At 37.1% G+C, this 17,382-nt stretch carries 15 protein-coding genes, 1 riboswitch and 1 other annotated feature; of the genes, 4 read left to right on the top strand and 11 right to left on the bottom strand.

The window, feature by feature from the left end; genetic code table 11:
* Positions 1 to 465 precede the first annotated feature (465 nt).
* Complete coding sequence (locus KQI49_RS17970; protein ID WP_216490951.1) at positions 466 to 777, bottom strand: rhodanese-like domain-containing protein; 312 nt, start codon at positions 775 to 777, stop codon at positions 466 to 468.
* A 140-nt stretch (positions 778 to 917) separates the two neighbouring features.
* On the opposite strand from KQI49_RS17970, the gene KQI49_RS17975 reads away from it, so the two are divergent.
* Positions 918 to 1,676 (top strand): hypothetical protein, encoded by a 759-nt coding sequence (locus KQI49_RS17975; protein WP_216490952.1) that lies wholly within the window; start codon positions 918 to 920, stop codon positions 1,674 to 1,676.
* Positions 1,677 to 1,779: 103 nt separating this feature from the next.
* On the opposite strand, the gene leuS is transcribed toward KQI49_RS17975, so the two are convergent.
* The gene (gene leuS / locus KQI49_RS17980) at positions 1,780 to 4,194 is read right to left on the bottom strand and encodes a leucine--tRNA ligase (protein WP_216490953.1); all 2,415 of its coding nucleotides are present in this window, start codon (positions 4,192 to 4,194) and stop codon (positions 1,780 to 1,782) included.
* Positions 4,195 to 4,495: 301 nt separating this feature from the next.
* Positions 4,496 to 4,719, bottom strand: a binding site (T-box leader).
* 252 nt (positions 4,720 to 4,971) lie between these two features.
* On the opposite strand from leuS, the gene KQI49_RS17985 reads away from it, so the two are divergent.
* The gene (locus KQI49_RS17985; RefSeq protein WP_216490954.1) at positions 4,972 to 5,211 is read left to right on the top strand and encodes a thioredoxin family protein; all 240 of its coding nucleotides are present in this window, start codon (positions 4,972 to 4,974) and stop codon (positions 5,209 to 5,211) included.
* Positions 5,212 to 5,239: 28 nt separating this feature from the next.
* Here the strand turns inward: KQI49_RS17985 and KQI49_RS17990 are convergent, their stop codons facing one another.
* From KQI49_RS17990 to KQI49_RS18985, 4 genes are all read right to left on the bottom strand, one after another.
* Complete coding sequence (locus tag KQI49_RS17990; protein WP_216490955.1) at positions 5,240 to 6,148, bottom strand: LysR family transcriptional regulator; 909 nt, start codon at positions 6,146 to 6,148, stop codon at positions 5,240 to 5,242.
* Positions 6,149 to 6,223: 75 nt separating this feature from the next.
* Entirely contained in the window at positions 6,224 to 6,721 is a 498-nt protein-coding gene (locus KQI49_RS17995; protein WP_216490956.1) for a metallophosphoesterase family protein, read from the bottom strand.
* A gap of 20 nt (positions 6,722 to 6,741) precedes the next feature.
* Entirely contained in the window at positions 6,742 to 7,353 is a 612-nt protein-coding gene (locus KQI49_RS18965) for a DMT family transporter (protein ID WP_371817605.1), read from the bottom strand.
* 49 nt (positions 7,354 to 7,402) lie between these two features.
* Positions 7,403 to 7,600 carry an EamA family transporter gene (locus tag KQI49_RS18985; protein ID WP_483887808.1) on the bottom strand — a complete coding sequence of 66 codons (198 nt, stop codon included), beginning with the start codon at positions 7,598 to 7,600 and terminating at the stop codon, positions 7,403 to 7,405.
* Between the two features lie 165 nt (positions 7,601 to 7,765).
* Here KQI49_RS18985 and KQI49_RS18005 point away from each other — a divergent pair, with 165 nt between their 5' ends.
* The gene (locus tag KQI49_RS18005) at positions 7,766 to 8,488 is read left to right on the top strand and encodes a DUF2161 family putative PD-(D/E)XK-type phosphodiesterase (protein WP_216490957.1); all 723 of its coding nucleotides are present in this window, start codon (positions 7,766 to 7,768) and stop codon (positions 8,486 to 8,488) included.
* A gap of 44 nt (positions 8,489 to 8,532) precedes the next feature.
* Here the strand turns inward: KQI49_RS18005 and KQI49_RS18010 are convergent, their stop codons facing one another.
* The 5 genes from KQI49_RS18010 to KQI49_RS18030 all read right to left on the bottom strand — a co-directional run bounded on the left by KQI49_RS18010 (position 8,533) and on the right by KQI49_RS18030 (position 14,534).
* Positions 8,533 to 9,849 (bottom strand): N-acetylmuramoyl-L-alanine amidase family protein, encoded by a 1,317-nt coding sequence (locus KQI49_RS18010; protein WP_216490958.1) that lies wholly within the window; start codon positions 9,847 to 9,849, stop codon positions 8,533 to 8,535.
* A gap of 160 nt (positions 9,850 to 10,009) precedes the next feature.
* On the bottom strand, positions 10,010 to 11,140 hold the full coding sequence (locus KQI49_RS18015; RefSeq protein WP_216490959.1) for an FAD-dependent monooxygenase: 1,131 nt from the start codon (positions 11,138 to 11,140) through the stop codon (positions 10,010 to 10,012).
* A 151-nt stretch (positions 11,141 to 11,291) separates the two neighbouring features.
* Entirely contained in the window at positions 11,292 to 12,491 is a 1,200-nt protein-coding gene (locus KQI49_RS18020) for an aspartate kinase (RefSeq protein ID WP_216490960.1), read from the bottom strand.
* A gap of 121 nt (positions 12,492 to 12,612) precedes the next feature.
* A riboswitch (Lysine riboswitch) is annotated at positions 12,613 to 12,791 on the bottom strand.
* Positions 12,792 to 12,880: 89 nt separating this feature from the next.
* Positions 12,881 to 13,774, bottom strand: a complete 894-nt coding sequence (locus KQI49_RS18025) for a DMT family transporter (RefSeq protein WP_216490961.1) — start codon at positions 13,772 to 13,774, stop codon at positions 12,881 to 12,883.
* A 130-nt stretch (positions 13,775 to 13,904) separates the two neighbouring features.
* Positions 13,905 to 14,534 (bottom strand): YczE/YyaS/YitT family protein, encoded by a 630-nt coding sequence (locus tag KQI49_RS18030; RefSeq protein ID WP_216490962.1) that lies wholly within the window; start codon positions 14,532 to 14,534, stop codon positions 13,905 to 13,907.
* A 216-nt stretch (positions 14,535 to 14,750) separates the two neighbouring features.
* Here KQI49_RS18030 and KQI49_RS18035 point away from each other — a divergent pair, with 216 nt between their 5' ends.
* Positions 14,751 to 17,207: a YheC/YheD family protein gene (locus tag KQI49_RS18035; protein ID WP_216490963.1), complete on the top strand. Its 2,457-nt coding sequence runs from the start codon at positions 14,751 to 14,753 to the stop codon at positions 17,205 to 17,207.
* Positions 17,208 to 17,382: the final 175 nt, after the last annotated feature.

Here is a 17,382-nt window from a genome sequence, read left to right on the forward strand (position 1 = left end):
TCAAAAGGTTACCCTTTTGAGTTTTATAGAAGAAACTTAATTTCTCCTGACATACTGGTTGTTCTGTTCAGTTTTCAAAGAGCAAATCTTTCGTCGCTCAAATTAGCGACTTTATTAATTTAACATGTCAGCAAGACTTTGTCAACTGCCTTTTTAAAGTTTTTAACGTTAAGGACTTCTTTTCAACTTCGTCTTGTTAACTGTATATTTTATACTAGCATTTTTAATAGGTTTTGTCAATCAGTTGTTTAATCTAAAAATTAGATTCCAACCAGGGTAAATCCACTTCCTAATTAGTTGGGTTCTATTAGTAAAACAACATTTAATCGCTTATCCTACCAGACAAGCAACGAGTTTAATAATACTCCTATATCGGTTAAAGGTCAATGCCTTTTTATAGTTATTTCTTTCCACATCTCTTGATTTATTCGATATGCTCAAATTTGTTCTTTTAAACAGACCCGATTAAATGATAATTTCTCCGTCCCATTCTAGCATACCTCCTGCCATATTGGTGACTTTAAATCCATGTTCCCGCAAATAAGCCGCTGCCATATTACTTCTGGATCCTGAACGACAAACAGCAATATAATGTTTATCTTTCGAGAGTTTGTCCATGTTATATGGAATATTTGCTAAGGGTATATGGATTGAAGCTTCTATCATACCCGTAGCGACCTCTTCATCTTCCCTAACATCGAGAACAGCTACATCTCCGTTATTTTTCAGCAGTTCCTCTACTTTGTTCGGTTGAATTTCATCTATATTATTATTCATATTTTTACTCCTCTTCTATATAAGGAAATTTACTGTTAAGGTTTACTTCTTAGTATTGTTTGTTCATTTTAATATTATCAAGTATAAGATTCAAGTTCCGGGCACAAAATATTCTTACCACTAAATTAAAGAGGGATTCGATGAAAAAAGTTGCCTATCTATTCATATTATCACTAACTTTATTTCTTATACCTATATTAAATGTTGCTATAATAAGAGCTGATGAAATCCCAGAGCCGGTTGTTGTTAAAGAATATGAAGAAGATGTGACCGGTGATGGAATCAAAGAAAGAATTAATTTGTACGGTACTCCCTTAGCATCCGATTCAAATTTTTATAAAGATATTTATGTCGTGATTAAATCACAGCATAACCAAACATGGAAAATACATTTTGATGGTGGCTATCATCCTGAAATTGATATTTTAGATTTTACTCATAACGGTGTGAATGATCTTTTATTCAAAAGAAAAACAGGCGAGGGTGAAGATTCGTATGTTTATGCTTTACATACGATTCAAGGAAGCGAAGTAAATAAAGTCAAACTGCCAAACCAGCAGGTCAGCGGACAATTCATTGATGGCTTCCAAGCCGAACTATCGCTCGTACCAAATTCTGATCCTGTTATCCTGGATCTAAATAACAAGGCAGAAGAGTACAGTCATTTAGATATTTTTGATAACGAAGGTCACTTATTAAAGAACAAATCACTAATAATCAATCCTATTTCTTCAATGGAATCTGTTTTAATTAGTAAAAGCAAAGGTTATGGATTAAAAAGCTATCAACCGATCCATGGAGCTCATGACGAAGATGAACTCGGTTTCATCGAAACTACATGGTACCATGAGAATGATAAATGGATTATTCTTCAGACAGATTGGCAATCTGCTGACTAATAAAGCATCGATTTAATGTTGGATTCACTCCTCCTCATCCTATGTTTATATATTTTCCCCTGTTAAAAAAAGGGTCTTCCAACACGCGGAAGACCCTTTAATATTAGTTTGCTACAATATTCACCAGTTTACCTGGAACCACAATGACTTTGCGTACTGTTTTTCCTTCAATCCATTCTTGTATCTTTTCATTTTCCAAAGCGTGCTTTTCTAACTCTTCTTTTCCCATATCGCGCGGTACATTAACTTTTTCACGCACTTTACCCATTACTTGGATGGCAATTTCGACTTCTTCTTCCACTAATTTCGTTTCATCATATTTAGGCCATGGCTGATAGCTGATTGTTTCTGAGTGACCTAAAAGCATCCATAGTTCTTCACAAATATGCGGAGCGATTGGAGAAAGTAATTTCACAAACCCTTCTACAAAATCTTTCGGTATTTCAGACGCTTTATATCCTTCGTTAATAAAGACCATCATTTGAGAAATAGCTGTATTAAAGTGGAGGTTATCAAAATCCTTCGTTACTTTTTTGACTGTTTCGTGATACACGCGGGTAAGTGGTGTATCTTCTGCTGAATTAACAATTTTATCAGACAAGACACCTTCTTCATTAATAAATAGGCGCCAAACACGATCTAAAAATCTTCTTGAACCATCCAGTCCCGTAGTTGACCAAGCCACATCAGCGTCAAGCGGTCCCATAAACATTTCATACAGTCTTAATGTGTCTGCTCCGTGAGTCGCCACGATATCATCTGGGTTAACCACATTTCCTTTCGACTTGCTCATTTTCTCATTGCCTTCTCCAAGAATCATTCCTTGGTTAAACAGCTTTTGGAACGGCTCTTTTGTTGGCACAACTCCGATATCGTATAAAAATTTATGCCAGAACCGAGCGTATAGTAGATGAAGTACTGCGTGTTCAGCGCCACCGATATAAAGGTTAACAGGTAACCATTTTTTCAATGCTTCTCGATCGGCTAAAGCTTCCTCATTATGCGGGTCAATAAATCGTAAATAATACCAGCAACTGCCTGCCCATTGCGGCATCGTATTTGTTTCTCGGCGGCCCTTCATGCCTGTTTTAGGATCGACAACATGTACCCAATCGCTGTTGGCAAGTGGCGATTCGCCTGTCCCGGAAGGTTTTATGTTCTCCATCTCTGGTAAAGTGAGCGGCAGTTCTTCTTCCGGCACAGTCGTCATGGTTCCATCTTCCCAATGAATGATTGGAATCGGCTCTCCCCAGTAACGCTGACGTGAGAATAACCAGTCACGAAGGCGATAGGTTACTTTTTTATCGCCTTGTTTATTTTCTTCTAACCATTCAATTGCCTTGGTAATCGCTTCTTCTTTACCCAATCCATTTAAAAAGTCTGAATTGATATGTTTTCCATCTCCAAGATACGGTTCTTTAGAAATATCTCCGCCTTCGACAACTTCTACAATTGGTAAATTGAAAGTCGTCGCGAATTCATAATCTCGATCGTCATGAGCAGGAACAGCCATGATTGAGCCTGTTCCGTATGACATTAAAACATAATCAGCAATCCAAATTGGCATTTTTGTTTCGTTAGCTGGATTGATAGCATATGCCCCTGTAAAGACACCTGTTTTTTCTTTAGCTAAATCTGTTCGTTCAAGATCTGATTTCGCTTGGATTTTTTCTATATAACTTTGCACGTCGTTTCGTTGTTCTTCACTGACGATTTTTTTAACTAAAGGATGTTCAGGAGCTAACACTGCATATGTTGCGCCAAATATAGTATCAGGTCGTGTTGTGAAAACCGTAAAATTCTCGTCGTGCCCACCAATATCAAAGGTGATTTCAGCACCTTCAGAACGTCCAATCCAGTTACGTTGCATATCTTTTAAACTTTCAGGCCAATCAAGCTCTTCTAAATCCTCAAGAAGTCGATCAGCATATGCTGTAATTTTCAGCATCCATTGTTTCATCGGTTTTCTAACAACGGGATGGCCACCTCGTTCACTTTTTCCGTCAATCACTTCTTCGTTTGCAAGCACGGTTCCAAGTGCCGGACACCAATTTACTGCTACTTCGTCAATATAAGCGAGGCCTTTTTCGTATAGCTTAGTAAAAATCCATTGGGTCCACTTATAATAATGTGGGTCGGTTGTACTAATTTCTCGATCCCAATCATAAGAAAAACCGAGTTCTTGAATTTGACGCTTGAATGTTTCGATGTTTTTCTTAGTGAATTCAGCTGGACTATTTCCTGTATCAAGAGCGTATTGTTCAGCCGGTAATCCGAACGCATCCCACCCCATCGGATGCATCACTTCATATCCTTGCATCCGATTCATGCGTGAGACAATGTCTGTTGCCGTATACCCTTCTGGATGCCCAACATGAAGTCCAGCACCTGATGGATATGGAAACATATCTAATGCATAAACTTTGTTTTTGTCAGAAAATGTATCTGTTTTAAATGTTTTATTGTCTTCCCAATACGTTTGCCATTTCTTTTCAATATCTCGATGATTAAAAGTCATTTCATTTCCTCCTAAGTTATAATTGGTATGTAAAAAAACAATTGATGAACTACCTATCCAAGAAGAATCTCTAGTGTAATTCGCATCGTAACCTCAACCTTTTGAAAATAGATGTTGAACCATCGCTTCGGAACAAACACTACGCTTTCCGGGGGTGCGTCTGGCCTCAGCTCCCACTGGAGTCTCAGTGTTCTTCCTCCGCTAAATTCTGCATGTTATCTTGTTAATATAGCTGACACAAGAGGTAGTCGCAGCCCCAATTTTATAAAAAAGCTAAATACAAAAAAGCTTCTCATCCCTACAAAGGGACGAGAAGCTATATTTCCCGTGGTACCACCCAAATTAACGTAAAAAAACACGTTCACTTGTTTCCTTAACGCGGAGCATCGGCAAAAACTACTGTTATTTCGCTTTTGCAACATTAATTAAAGGCGAGTTCATAAATGTTCAAGAACAGTTTTCACCATCCACTGCCTCTCTATACTTGAACTGAATTCATTACTATTCCTTCGTCATCGTTTTTATAATATTACTAGTTATTATAATGAAAGGATCAGTTGGTGTCAAGCTATCGACAAGCCCAATCTTCCTGAACTCATTTTTATTAATGATAGGCAAAACTTATGATTATTATTGGCCAATATATCTATTCTTAATCATCCACTTATCAATTGATAGTTATAACCTATGGATATGATAAGAAATATGTAATTGATACTCATCGTAAAGCGCTATACGCTATGTATGTAAGACAAATTTCACAGGGAGGAATTTTAAATGAAAAAAGCAGTCTTTTATCATGCTGGATGCCCAGTATGTGTCGATGCAGAACAAATGATGGTTGGCTATTTAGATAAATCACAGGTAGATTTAGACATTGTTCATTTTGGAGATGATGCTTCTAGAATCGGAGAAGCAGAGGAAGCTGGGGTGAAATCAGTTCCAGCATTAGTTGTGGATGGCCAAGTATACCATATTAATTATGGCGCTAGTATGGAAGATGTTAAAAACGGCTAACAATATAAAGCAAGAGGCATAATTTTTGTTATGCCTCTTGCTTATTCTCATAGATTGTCTGACTGATGTCTGTAATTTGATCCATAAATGTTTTCGTCGCCGTGCACATAAACTTATCTTTTCTATAGATAAATCCAACCTTTCTTTTCGGTGTGGGATTATTTAATTTGACTGTTTTTATTCGAGTATAATCTAGAAAATCTAGATACGGTGTTGGTAAAATAGTTATACCGAGACCTTCTGCTACCATTTCCACTAACGATTCCATTGTACTCATTTCAAGCACAGGATTAAGCTTAACACCAACATTATCACAATAAGTATCAATAAGTTGCCGGAGGAAATAGTTTTCAGGTAGTAAAATAGTTGGTACATCGCTAATCATCTTCAGTTCAATCTCCTCAAAATTAGCAAAAGGATGATATGATGGTACTGCTAAAGACAATTCTTCAGTATATAAAGGAATGTATTCCAGTTCTTCTATCTCAATAGGTAAAAAACCGATTCCTAGATCTAATTTATTTTCTAGCAGTCCTTTATGAATATCGTTTGTTTTCATTCCCAATATGGACAATTCAATATCAGGGTATAATCGTTTGAATTTCAATATAGCAGGTGGAAGGAGATAGTTGACACAAGTCAGGAGTGAACCAATCCTAAGCTTTCCTCTTTGTAATCCATTCAAATCTCTCAACGCAGCCTCCGCTTGCTCAAGTTCGTAAAATACTTTTTCAGCATGGGCCTTCATGATTTTCCCTGCTTCAGTTAATGCAATGCTTTTACCAATCCGATCAAAAAGAGGGATTCCCAGCTCAAATTCGAGTTTTTTTATTTGTTGGCTTAATGAAGGTTGTGAAATATGTAGTTTCTCAGCCGCACGTGTAAAGTGTAATTCTTTACAAATCATCATAAAATATTCTAATTGCCTTAACTCCATATCATATACTCCCCATTCTGAATAGCTTTTTCCTATCAATATTAACTAAATGATAACACAACCAAATACTTGCGACTATTGCTTTTCACTGAAAAATATATGACTGACATCAAGTTCATCTCCCAGATTCATCACTACAAAAGAATAATAGGGATGAGTTCGTTTATCTGTTGGTGAACCCGGATTAATAAGCAACCGTTTTTTAAAATAACGCAGCAGCGGAATATGAGAATGCCCAAACACAATAATATCAACGTCATCATTCATAAATGAATCAAAAGCACGTCTCTCGGTCGTTTTACCACTGCCATGACCATGAACAATGCCAATCGTATAGCCATTAAGTGTAAGCAGTTGTTTATCAGGGAATTTATCCATTATCCCATTTTCTTCTACATTACCATGAACACCAGTCACCGGAGCATATGATACGAGCTTTTCATATGTTCCTATCGTCGACCAATCCCCAGCATGAATAATATGGTCGGCCGTTTCCAATTCCTTTAATAGTTTCCCCGGAAGACTATTCCCTCTTTTAGGCATATGTGTATCAGATACAATAACCACCTTCATCCCCTTACCTCCTCATACAATCATCCCGTTTGATCGATGCGTTCTGATGACTTCCTTTCTCCAGGCCTCATAGTTAAAAGCACACCGCCCATAACAGCCACTGCACCTATAATTTGCATCATAGTAATTGTTTCTTCCAGCCAAAAATAAGCCCCAATCATTGTCGCCACAGGCAGGAAATTCAAAAAGATAGATGCTTGGGACGCGCCAAGATGTGACACAGCTTTATTATAAAATATGAGCGCAATGACTGACGGAAAGACACCTAGATAGACTAAGCCGGCTAAATGCCTTACTTCAAATAATGGCGGAATGCCTAAAGTAAACCACTCTATTGAAACAAACGGTAACAGAATAATTACTGATATCCCGGACATAACGAACAAAGTCGCATACGTAGGAAAGTGATGCATGTATTTTTTGACCAAAATGGAGTACGTAGCCCAAGACACGACCGCTCCAAGCATAATGGCGTCTCCAACATTCCAATCTATCATTGCTAATTGAAAAAGACGCCCATCAAGCACAACCCAAACAGCACCTAATAATGAGATTAATACCCCTGCCCACTGCACAACTCGAAGTCTTTCTTTTAATAAAAATGCACTTGCAATCACAGTAACAACGGGTATAGACGCTTCTAATACTGCAACATTGGTTGTTGAAGTAAACTGAAGCGCCCTATGCTAACCGTAATTCTCCTATCTGGCGCATCCCAAACGGCAATAAAATAACCGTCGCTACAAACAACCGAAAAAAAGCAATCGTGAGTGGCGGTAATGAATTAATGTCACTTCCTACCAAGATATTACCAGCATAAAAAATCACGACGAAAATAAGTAGTAACCTATGGATAAAATCACCTCTTAATCCAGGCATCTTAGTTATGTATAGCGTACCAAATAGACGAGTTCAGGTCTTGGTTTTTGTCTAAGTGATTTCTATTTTGTGATTGCAAAGATAAGTTTTAGTGAGTAAAGTTATATTGATAAGAAATATTGCAAAGGTTCTAGATTAAGTAAATCAAAACTAGGTTGGTGCTCGATGAGTAAAGATAAAATTTATGAAGCTGATTTATATGCCCCAGTACAAGACTACTTTTGCTCAATTGGCTATCAAGTTCAAGCTGAAGTGAAAGACTGTGATGTTGTTGCGTTTAAAGATGATAAACTCATTATCGTTGAATTAAAATTAAATTTAAATATGACGGTGCTTACACAAGCGGCGAAACGACAGAGATACACGCCAGATGTCTATATCGCCATCAAACGACCGAAAATGAGCCTTAGAAAACGGAGATGGCGCGACATGGTGCATCTGGTTCGACGATTAGAATTAGGATTAATCCTCATCTCCTTTGAAGGAAAAAAGTCTAATCTCCAACTCGTGCATGAACCAGGTCCATTTGATAGAAAAAGTAGTACTCAGCACAGCAAACGCAAACGTCAAAGCATATTAAATGAAGCTCAAGATAGACGAAGCAATCATAATATTGGCGGAAGCAATAAAGTCACGACCATGACGGCTTATAAGGAAAAAAGTATTCAAATTGCCTATTATCTTGATCATTTAGGGCCACTGTCTGCAAAAGAGCTACGCGACCTGAGTACTGGCGAACGAACATACGGTATTCTCTATAATAATTATTATAAATGGTTCAAACGTGTTGGCAGAGGTGTTTATGATCTGACTGAAACAGGCAGAAAAGAATACAGGATCTATCCTGAAATTATTGAGCTGTACAGCAAATCAAAACTCAATGATTAACATAGAGAAAGCAAGGGGTTGGCCAAGGTTACATAACAAAACCCTTATTTAAGATATTCTTCCAACCCGGAAACAATGCCTTTTGCCGCTTTTTCTTGATAGTTATCAGTTTGGATAAGTTTCTGTTCCTCTGGATTGCTGATGAAACCAAGCTCAATTAATAAAGCCAACTGTTTATTTTCTCTTAACACTTTAAAGTTAGCTTGTTTTGTTCCACGATCTGAGAGGTTTGTGTGGTTAATCAGTGATGTTTGGATGGAATCGGCAAACTTCTGATTTTTATCTCCATCATTATAAAAAGTGTGAATTCCACGTGCAGGTGGATCTTCAAATGTATTATAGTGCAGGCTAATAAATGCATCGGTATCAGTTGAATGACTTATTCGGATCCGTTCGTCCAATGAAATATATGTATCATCCGTCCGAGTTAATGTGACTGAAGCTCCTTTTTCACGTAATTGTTTTTCGACTTTTTTTGCGGTGGACAGTGTGAGTTCTTTTTCAATTGCTTCTTGATTAACCGCACCAGAATCTTTTCCACCGTGACCCGGGTCAATAACGACATGATAACCAGACAGCGTTTCATCACTTTTCTCATTTTCTTTAGTATCTTGTCGTTCCTTCCTGCCTTTACTTTTAGCTAACTCTTCTTTTTCGACATCTTTTTGGCTAAGTCTTTCCTTTAAATCTTCCCATTCCCATTTGGATTTTTGATCTTTTTTTGCTTCTTCCTTTTCTGGCATTTTTGTCGTTTGTTCTGTCTCACTTTCTTCATCTACTTCTGAGCTCTCCGCCTCTTTTGATGCATTCTTTTCAACAAGCACGTCTAAAGATATCCACGCCTCTTCACCATTATAAAATGTTCTTCCCCAACCAGATGATTCTCCAAATATTGAAACCTTGTCCCCTTCTTGCAATTCGCTGATGATAGATGCATCTTTGTCTGGGCCATTGCGTAATTTTGCGGTACTTGCTTTAACCTTGTATAACTTTCCCTCTTCGACTGATTCACTAGACTCTTTATCTATGTTTGATAGTTCACTAACTTTTTCTTCTGGCTTTCCGACATCTTCTTTCTCTGCTTGTACATTCTCCTCTTGCTTAAGTTGATCTACTTCAACCCAAGCCTTTTCCCCCTTGAAAAATGTCTTACCCCAACCAGATGACTCTTCGAATATAGTAACCTTATCACCACTTGTTAGTTCTGTTAAAATGGATGCATTTTGATCTGGTTCATCATATAATTCTATTATTTCTGAATCGATTTCGTATAATTGACCACTGTCCGCATGAGCATGAACTGTTGGTAATATAAATAAGCAAATAAGAACACCAATTCCAATCATTATACTGTTTTTCATATTGAGCGCCTCCAATTAATAGTTTGCTATATTGATAGGCTAGCCAATAAATTCTAATATTATACACAAAACTATTAAATTAATAGTTTCAGAGATTAGCAACAAAAAATCCGCACCTATATTATAGGTACGGATGTTTTATCTTTAATGACCGGGAAATCTACTTAAACAAAAACGTTAACCTCCAAAAAAGGAGTGATTTTGGTATAAAAGGAAAAACGGTATTCCTAAAAGCAATCAGTAATGGATTATCCCATTGTGCCGCCCAACCGATTTGACGCGAAAGTTTAATGACCTTTTTCGTTTTTGCCACTCTTCTTTTATCATAAACATTAAATGCATCTTGCACCGTATTTTCACTCTTTAACGCGTTCATTAATTCATAAGCATCTTCAATCGACTGACCTGCCCCTTGCCCCATATTTGGCGTCGTGGCATGAGCCGCATCTCCAAGCAAACAAATTCGGTTATAAACAAATGTCGATAAAGGTTTAATATCATAAATATCATGGTGCAAAAAATAATCATCGTATGTTTCGTTAATCAGCCTCTCAACGGTTGACGAAAAGTGTTTAAATTGTTGTGCAACACCTGATTTATCCAAAGAATGATATTTAGGGTCGTTTGCTTTGGCATTTACGCAAGCGAACCAATAAACGTCACCATTATGAAGTGGTGCGAAACCAAATCGCCCGTCCTTTGACCAAGCTTCAGAGGAAAGATACATGGACACGTCATCTTTATTTTTAGTTATCCCGCGCCAACAAGTATATCCAGCATATCTTGGCTTACTTTTTGTCATTAATGTTTTCCTGAAAATAGAATGAATGCCATCTGCAGCTATTACATAATCAACACTCACTTCAGTTCCATCTGTAAAATGAAGTGTTACCTCTTGATTTGTTTGCTTAAAATGTTCTAACTTTTTATTGAAATGAACATAGGTCGGATCAACCGCTCGATATAAAGCCTCGTGTAAGTCTGCACGCTGAATCGTTATATTCTCTTCACCGAAACGTTTTTTCAACAATGTAAAATCAATCTTATTCATTTCTTTAAAATTCCCATTAAGGAAACGCTGCTCTTTTAGTGTCATCCCTGATTTTAAAATATCTTCGCTTACACCAAGTTTATTCAAGGCAAGCATGACATTGCTGCCAATTCCGATTCCAGCACCGAGTGGCTTAAACGAACTCGCTCGTTCATAGACATGGGCTTTAATCCCAATCTTATGTAATCCAACAGCTGCCGCAAGTCCGCCAATCCCACCGCCAATAATTGCAATAGTCATCATGCACCTCTGTGTCAAATTTAAATTAAATCTTATCTCACTTTATTTTAAACTACTCTACCGCTTATCAGCAATTTAAATGAAACATATTAACCTAATTAAGAAGCGTTGCATCACTATTTTCATTACTATTGTTTACAAAAATTAAAGATTAGAGTTCAAACCCCTCACATAAAAGCCGTGCTGCTTCTTCCCCATTTTCCGCATCAACAACATAAGAAATACTAATTTCCGACGTTGTGACTTGGTAAAACGAGATGCCTGATTCAATCAATGTGCGAAACACTTTCGAAGCCACACCTGTCATATCGCGCATGCCAGACCCAATGACAGATACTTTAACAAAACGGTTTTCGATTTTAAAATAAAGATCGGCATAGTCTTGTTTTAAATGTGAGAAAATCTTCTGGATCTGATCCTCCTCTGTATCCTTCATTGTAAATGACAGTTGAAGACCTTCATTATTCGCTATTTGCGAAATCATATCGACATTGACTTCTTTTTGTTCCAAATTAATAAATAATTCATCAAGTAGCTGTGTATCATTTTCAGGGTAATTCAATGTCACATGAATCATATCCTCATCAAGCGCCACCCCTGTAACCGCCTTTTTCTCTAACATGTCTGTTGTCATAATCCAAGTTCCTTTCTCTTCTGATAGTGTTTTACCTAGATAGATAGGTATGTTATAGTTTTTTGCAATCTCAACGCTCCTGGATACGAGCACTCCTGAACCGAGCGCACTCATTTCCATCATTTCTTCATGCGATACGACGTCAAGCCGCTTTGCTTCAGAATAAATACGCGGATCCGTACTATAAACACCCGCTACATCTGTATAAATTTCACAAGGACACTGATGTGCTGCCGCAAGCGCAACGGCTGTCGTATCGGAGCCGCCCCGCCCAAGTGTCGTAATTTCATTATCTCCATTAAATCCTTGAAATCCTGCCACAATCAACACATCATACGTACCAAAAAGTTGTTCAAAAAGATCGGTATTAATTTTAGATATTTTACTTTTTAAATGGTGCCCGACGGTTTCAATACCTGCTTGATAGCCTGTCAACGGCTTAGATTTTACGCCGAGATCATTGAGAATGATAGATAGATAGGAAATCGTCTGCTGCTCGCCTGTTGTCAGGAGTACAGCCAAATCTTGTTCATTCGGTGACTCCGTAATCGAATCCACTTGAGCCATGAGCTCATCCGTCGTCTTCCCCATCGCACTCACAACAACGACGAGCTGCTCTCCTTCTTCCACACGCCCCTTTAAGTAGTCCGCAATATTTTTTACTTTCTCCAAACTACTCACACTCGAGCCGCCAAACTTAAGTACACTGCTACTCATAAACTTTCTCCCCTTCTTACGCCTGTCACTTCCCTTGTTTTCTTAGAATTTATCTAACTACATGATTTAACAAACAAAAAACAAGCCGAGCATCCCGACTTGTTTTTAATCCACCCTATCTACAAGCGGAAGCACTCCATTATTCATCAGAATAATGACAGATTGCACACTATTAATATACAATCCAGTGACATGCTATCTGCAAACAGCATCCCACTTCGGCAAAGTCCCCTTTCACTTACGACTATTTGCAGCTTAACGTCGCAAGTTACTCATGACCTTTGCACCTCAACCAATGCGTATTTAATTATTGTTTATAAGTATACGAAAGTTTTAGAGAATTGTAAACTTTAATGGTGAAAAAAATAGCTCATCTATGAAAAAATGAGCTACTGACTACCTACCATACTTCTCTTCTGTTGCATCAAGAACACAAACACACCGACTAGAACAAGCACTCCACCAATCAACTGCCATACAGTCACTTGCTCACCAAGCAATATAGCTGCCAAAATCGTTGCTCCGACAGGTTCCCCTAGAATACTCATTGAAATCGTCGTTGAATCCACATAATTTAAGAGCCAGTTATAGATAAGGTGAGCAACGGTTGGGAATATAGCAAGCAGGACAAAAATCCCCCATTCACGGGCGGGATAGCCGACCATTGGAACACTTGCAATTATATTAAAAATCATTAAAAACAATCCAGCAAAGAAAAAAACACAAAAACTGTACACCCAATGAGATACTTTTTTCACGGCATTCTGTCCAATCAATAGATAACAAACAACCGCAACAACACATAAAAAAGATAAAACATCACCAATAATCGCCGTCCTACCAACGCCAATATCTCCCCAACCAACCAAAACGACACCTATAAAAGAAATACATATAATTAAAATAGTAGAAAGTGTCGTTCTTTCCTTATAGACGAGAAAGCCCCCCGCCAATGCCACTATTGGTTGTAATGCCAGAATAATAGTCGAGCTGGCAACCGTCGTTAATTCAAGTGATTTAAACCATAACGCGAAATGCGTGCCCAAAAACATACCAGAAAAAATAAGCAGTAGCCAGTTTTTCTTAGTTATCTTCTTAAACTCAGCTCTCTTCATCCACACAACAGGAATCAAAAAGAGACAAGCAATAAACATGCGGTACATACTTAAGATTGTTGATGGCGCACTTGACCACTTCACAAAGATTGCCGCAAAAGATATTACAATGATTGATATAGTAAATGGTAATGCAATCGGTGGTGTTGTATTAGTTTTCTGATCCATTTTTTCCTCCAAAAACAAGTTTAATTAAATAGCAAAATAAAAAAGGGCAATCGCCCCATTATAGTCTCTATTATTCTATCATACTTTTAATCAACCAAGGATATAGATAATATTCAATTGACATCGTGAGTTAATAATTAACCACCTGCTCCTTATTCACCAATGTCTCAAGTACTTTTTCGCTATACCCCAACGCAATTTGAATGACAGGGCCAAGACCAAACGCCATAATAACAGTTCCAATACCAATCGGTCCTCCTAATAAATAACCGACTACCGCGACAGAGACCTCCATCACAGTTCGTGCAACCATAATGCTGCAATTAAACTTTTTCACTGCTAAAAGCATCAACGTATCTCGCGGCCCTGCACCTAAATCAGCAGATATATAAACGCCACAACCAGCAGCCAACAACAGAACACCTAGAATAAAAGCAATAAGCTGCACAGTAAACGTAGATGGATCAGGTATAGCCCAATTAAAAAAGTCGATGAATACACCAACACAAATCATGTTCATAAAGGTACCAATTTTCGGGAATTCCCGTAGGCCAATCGAAGCAATCGTAATAATCAGGATCCCCATAATAATCGACCAAAGTCCAATCGATAATCCCAGATTTTTAAACAAACCAATATGGAGAACATCCCAAGATCCAACACCAAACAACTGACCTTTAATTGTTAACGTAACACCCAGCCCCATAATCATGAGACCAACAAAAAAGAACAGCCACCGGAAAATAAATGCCTTTCTCATCTGCATCCTTCTTTCTATCTATTAATACAGAAAAGCCATCCTATGCGTGAACATAAATGGCTTTTAGTTAATTAATATATTATAACGAAAAAAACTGGTTTTGGGTAGTTTTTAATTCATTGACTTAGGGTTCTAGAAAACTATACAAAGCTGACAATTTTAACCGATATATAATATAGAGTTAAAATCACTATGTGAAAGATTGGAGCATTTTATATGATAGATCAAAAGCAATTATTCCAAATTCAAAATATACTAGAAACTCTTATAGAAGCAACTGATCACTTTTCAAATCTAATCAAGAATAAAGAATTAAATCAAAGTATTTATATTTTCACTTCAATTGTTGAAGGATCTCAAGCTGTTACTAACATATTAAATTCAGCTAACAAGGACTACGAAAAGCATACTAAAAAGCTAGAGGAGTTTCTTGTTTTGATTGCCAATGAGCTTGAGAATGGACGTTTCATTAAGGTATCGGAAATTATCCAATTCTCATTACGACCACTACTAGTGAAGCTAAATAAAAGCTTTATTGAAGACCATGGAGATCAAAAGACTAAAGAAACTATTTCAATAGGCATGTTTCATAGCTGGAGAAACCCCAAGGACTTTTTATCAGAAGATCGACTACAAGCGACGTTAAACGAAGCAAACAATCAAAACACGGAATTATATTTCTTCACTTCTAAAGACATTGACTTTGAAAATGAACAAATTTCAGCCGATACTTTCCAGAATAATCAATGGAAACGTGTCACTGCCCCTTTTCCTACCGTTATTAATAATGTCGGGGCCGGAAGACGTTCACGAGCAGAAAGAAAGTTACAGAGATTCATTCCTTTTACAGGGTTCCATGTTGGTAATAAATTCACTTTGCCGCAGCGTATGTTAAAGCACAGAAAGTATGCTGAGCTTCTAGTGCCATTTACCGTTTGTTTAAATGAAGATAAAGTCTATCATTTTATGGATAAAAATAACAACGTGGTTTTTAAAGCATTAGGAAGTAACCGTGGTGAGAATATTTATTTTGTTACTAAAAAAGGAAGCCGCTACATCATGTTAGATCAGAAAAAAGAACGCATTTTAAACGAAGAGGAATTTAAAAACTTTATTAAAAACACTATTTTATCCAAAAAAGGAAGTTATATCATCCAACGCTATATCCATACAAGAACGAAAGAAGATGAACCATATCACTTTAGATCACATGTTCAGAAAGATCATAATGGAAAGTGGCAAATTACTCATATCTATCCACGAGTTGGTAATAAAAAGAGTAACCTTAGTAATATAAGCACAGAAGGACGTGTTGACGATTTCCCAGCTTTTTTACGCCGTGAATTCGGTAATAAACAAGGTTCCTACTACGAGCAGAAAATACTTGAGCTTTCTATGGAAGTCACACAACATCTTGATAAACTTTACGGTTTAGCTTTAAATGAATTAGGACTGGATTTTGCAATTGATGATACAGGTAGAATCTGGATGCATGAAGCAAATAATGGACCACAAACTGCTTATCATGAGGAAAAAAGAGCAGTTAATTTTATCGGCTATGCAAAATATATCGCCGAAAATGGAGTCATGCATGTTGGTCAGGCCAACAAAACAGCTATAGCTAATGGGCAATTTCAAGCGAGAAACACTGAATTGCCAATTGCTGAAGACAAAGATTCAACAAGCATTGGAATGTTAATCGGACAACAGAATAATGACAAAGTTTCTATACAATTAGCTCATACAGCTGCAGAAAGAAATCTAGCTTTCTATTCATTTACTCCTAAGGATATAGACTATGATCTCGGACTCATTCGTGGATTATTCTATGAGAATGATGAATGGGTACAAAAAGTAGCTGAATTTCCATCAGTCATTATTGATCGTTTGAAAATGCGTACTTCCAAAGAACAGATTATGATTTATGAAGAATTAGAAGATATACCATTTACGAATCAATGGGTGGCAGATGCCACGTCCCGCTCGACAATATATGAGTTGCTACAAGAAAATGATAGTATATCGGACATAGTGGCACCTTATCAAAGCGTGAAACGACCACTGCATGTTTTTCAGTTTTTAGAGAAATATGGACAGGTTCAATTGAAGCAAGAAGATATGTCCTATAGGAATCTAACTTACACAATTAGGACAAATGAAGCGAATAAATATGAAGTTTTAAATGGTAAAACAATAACACTATATACTGAAAACCAATTAAGAAATTACATTAATTATCTTATAGAAGAAAAGAAATATATTGTACAGCAATACCTATCGAATAGTGATAGCATATCGGAAATACACTGTCATTTAATGAAAGATGGAAATGACGGGTGGTCAGTAGTTAGCAAACATGCCGAGTTGCAAGATGTTGAGCTGAATGGAACAGTTACTTATTCACGACAAAGTTTAAGTGAATTTATGGAGTATCATAATGACGAAAAAGATATAGATGATAAAATAAATTCATTGGCTATATCAACAGCTTTAGGTTTAGAACATGAGACAAGTCAAAAGATAAGTGAACTCTTGCTAAAATTCACAATCAGGGACGATAATACTTTGTTTCTAATAGAGACGAATCCGAATGGGCCATATAGGATTTATGATAATAAGCTTTATGCAAATGCTGTGTTAAAATATGCAGAAATTTCAGCTAATAGAGGTTAAATAAGTGATAAGAAGAACCGACGCTGGACTTCGATTATTACTGAGTCCAAGTGTCGTTTTTCAATCAGGTTCGAACTGTATCTTTCAACAGATTTACGCCAAACAAATGTAAACTTATTCGCATTAGCTTCTATTTTTGTACCGTCGATAAAAACAGCTTCCGCATCTATTTCTT

The sequence above is a fragment of the Virgibacillus sp. MSJ-26 genome, assembly GCF_018918075.1.
GTDB lineage: Bacteria > Bacillota > Bacilli > Bacillales > Amphibacillaceae > MSJ-26.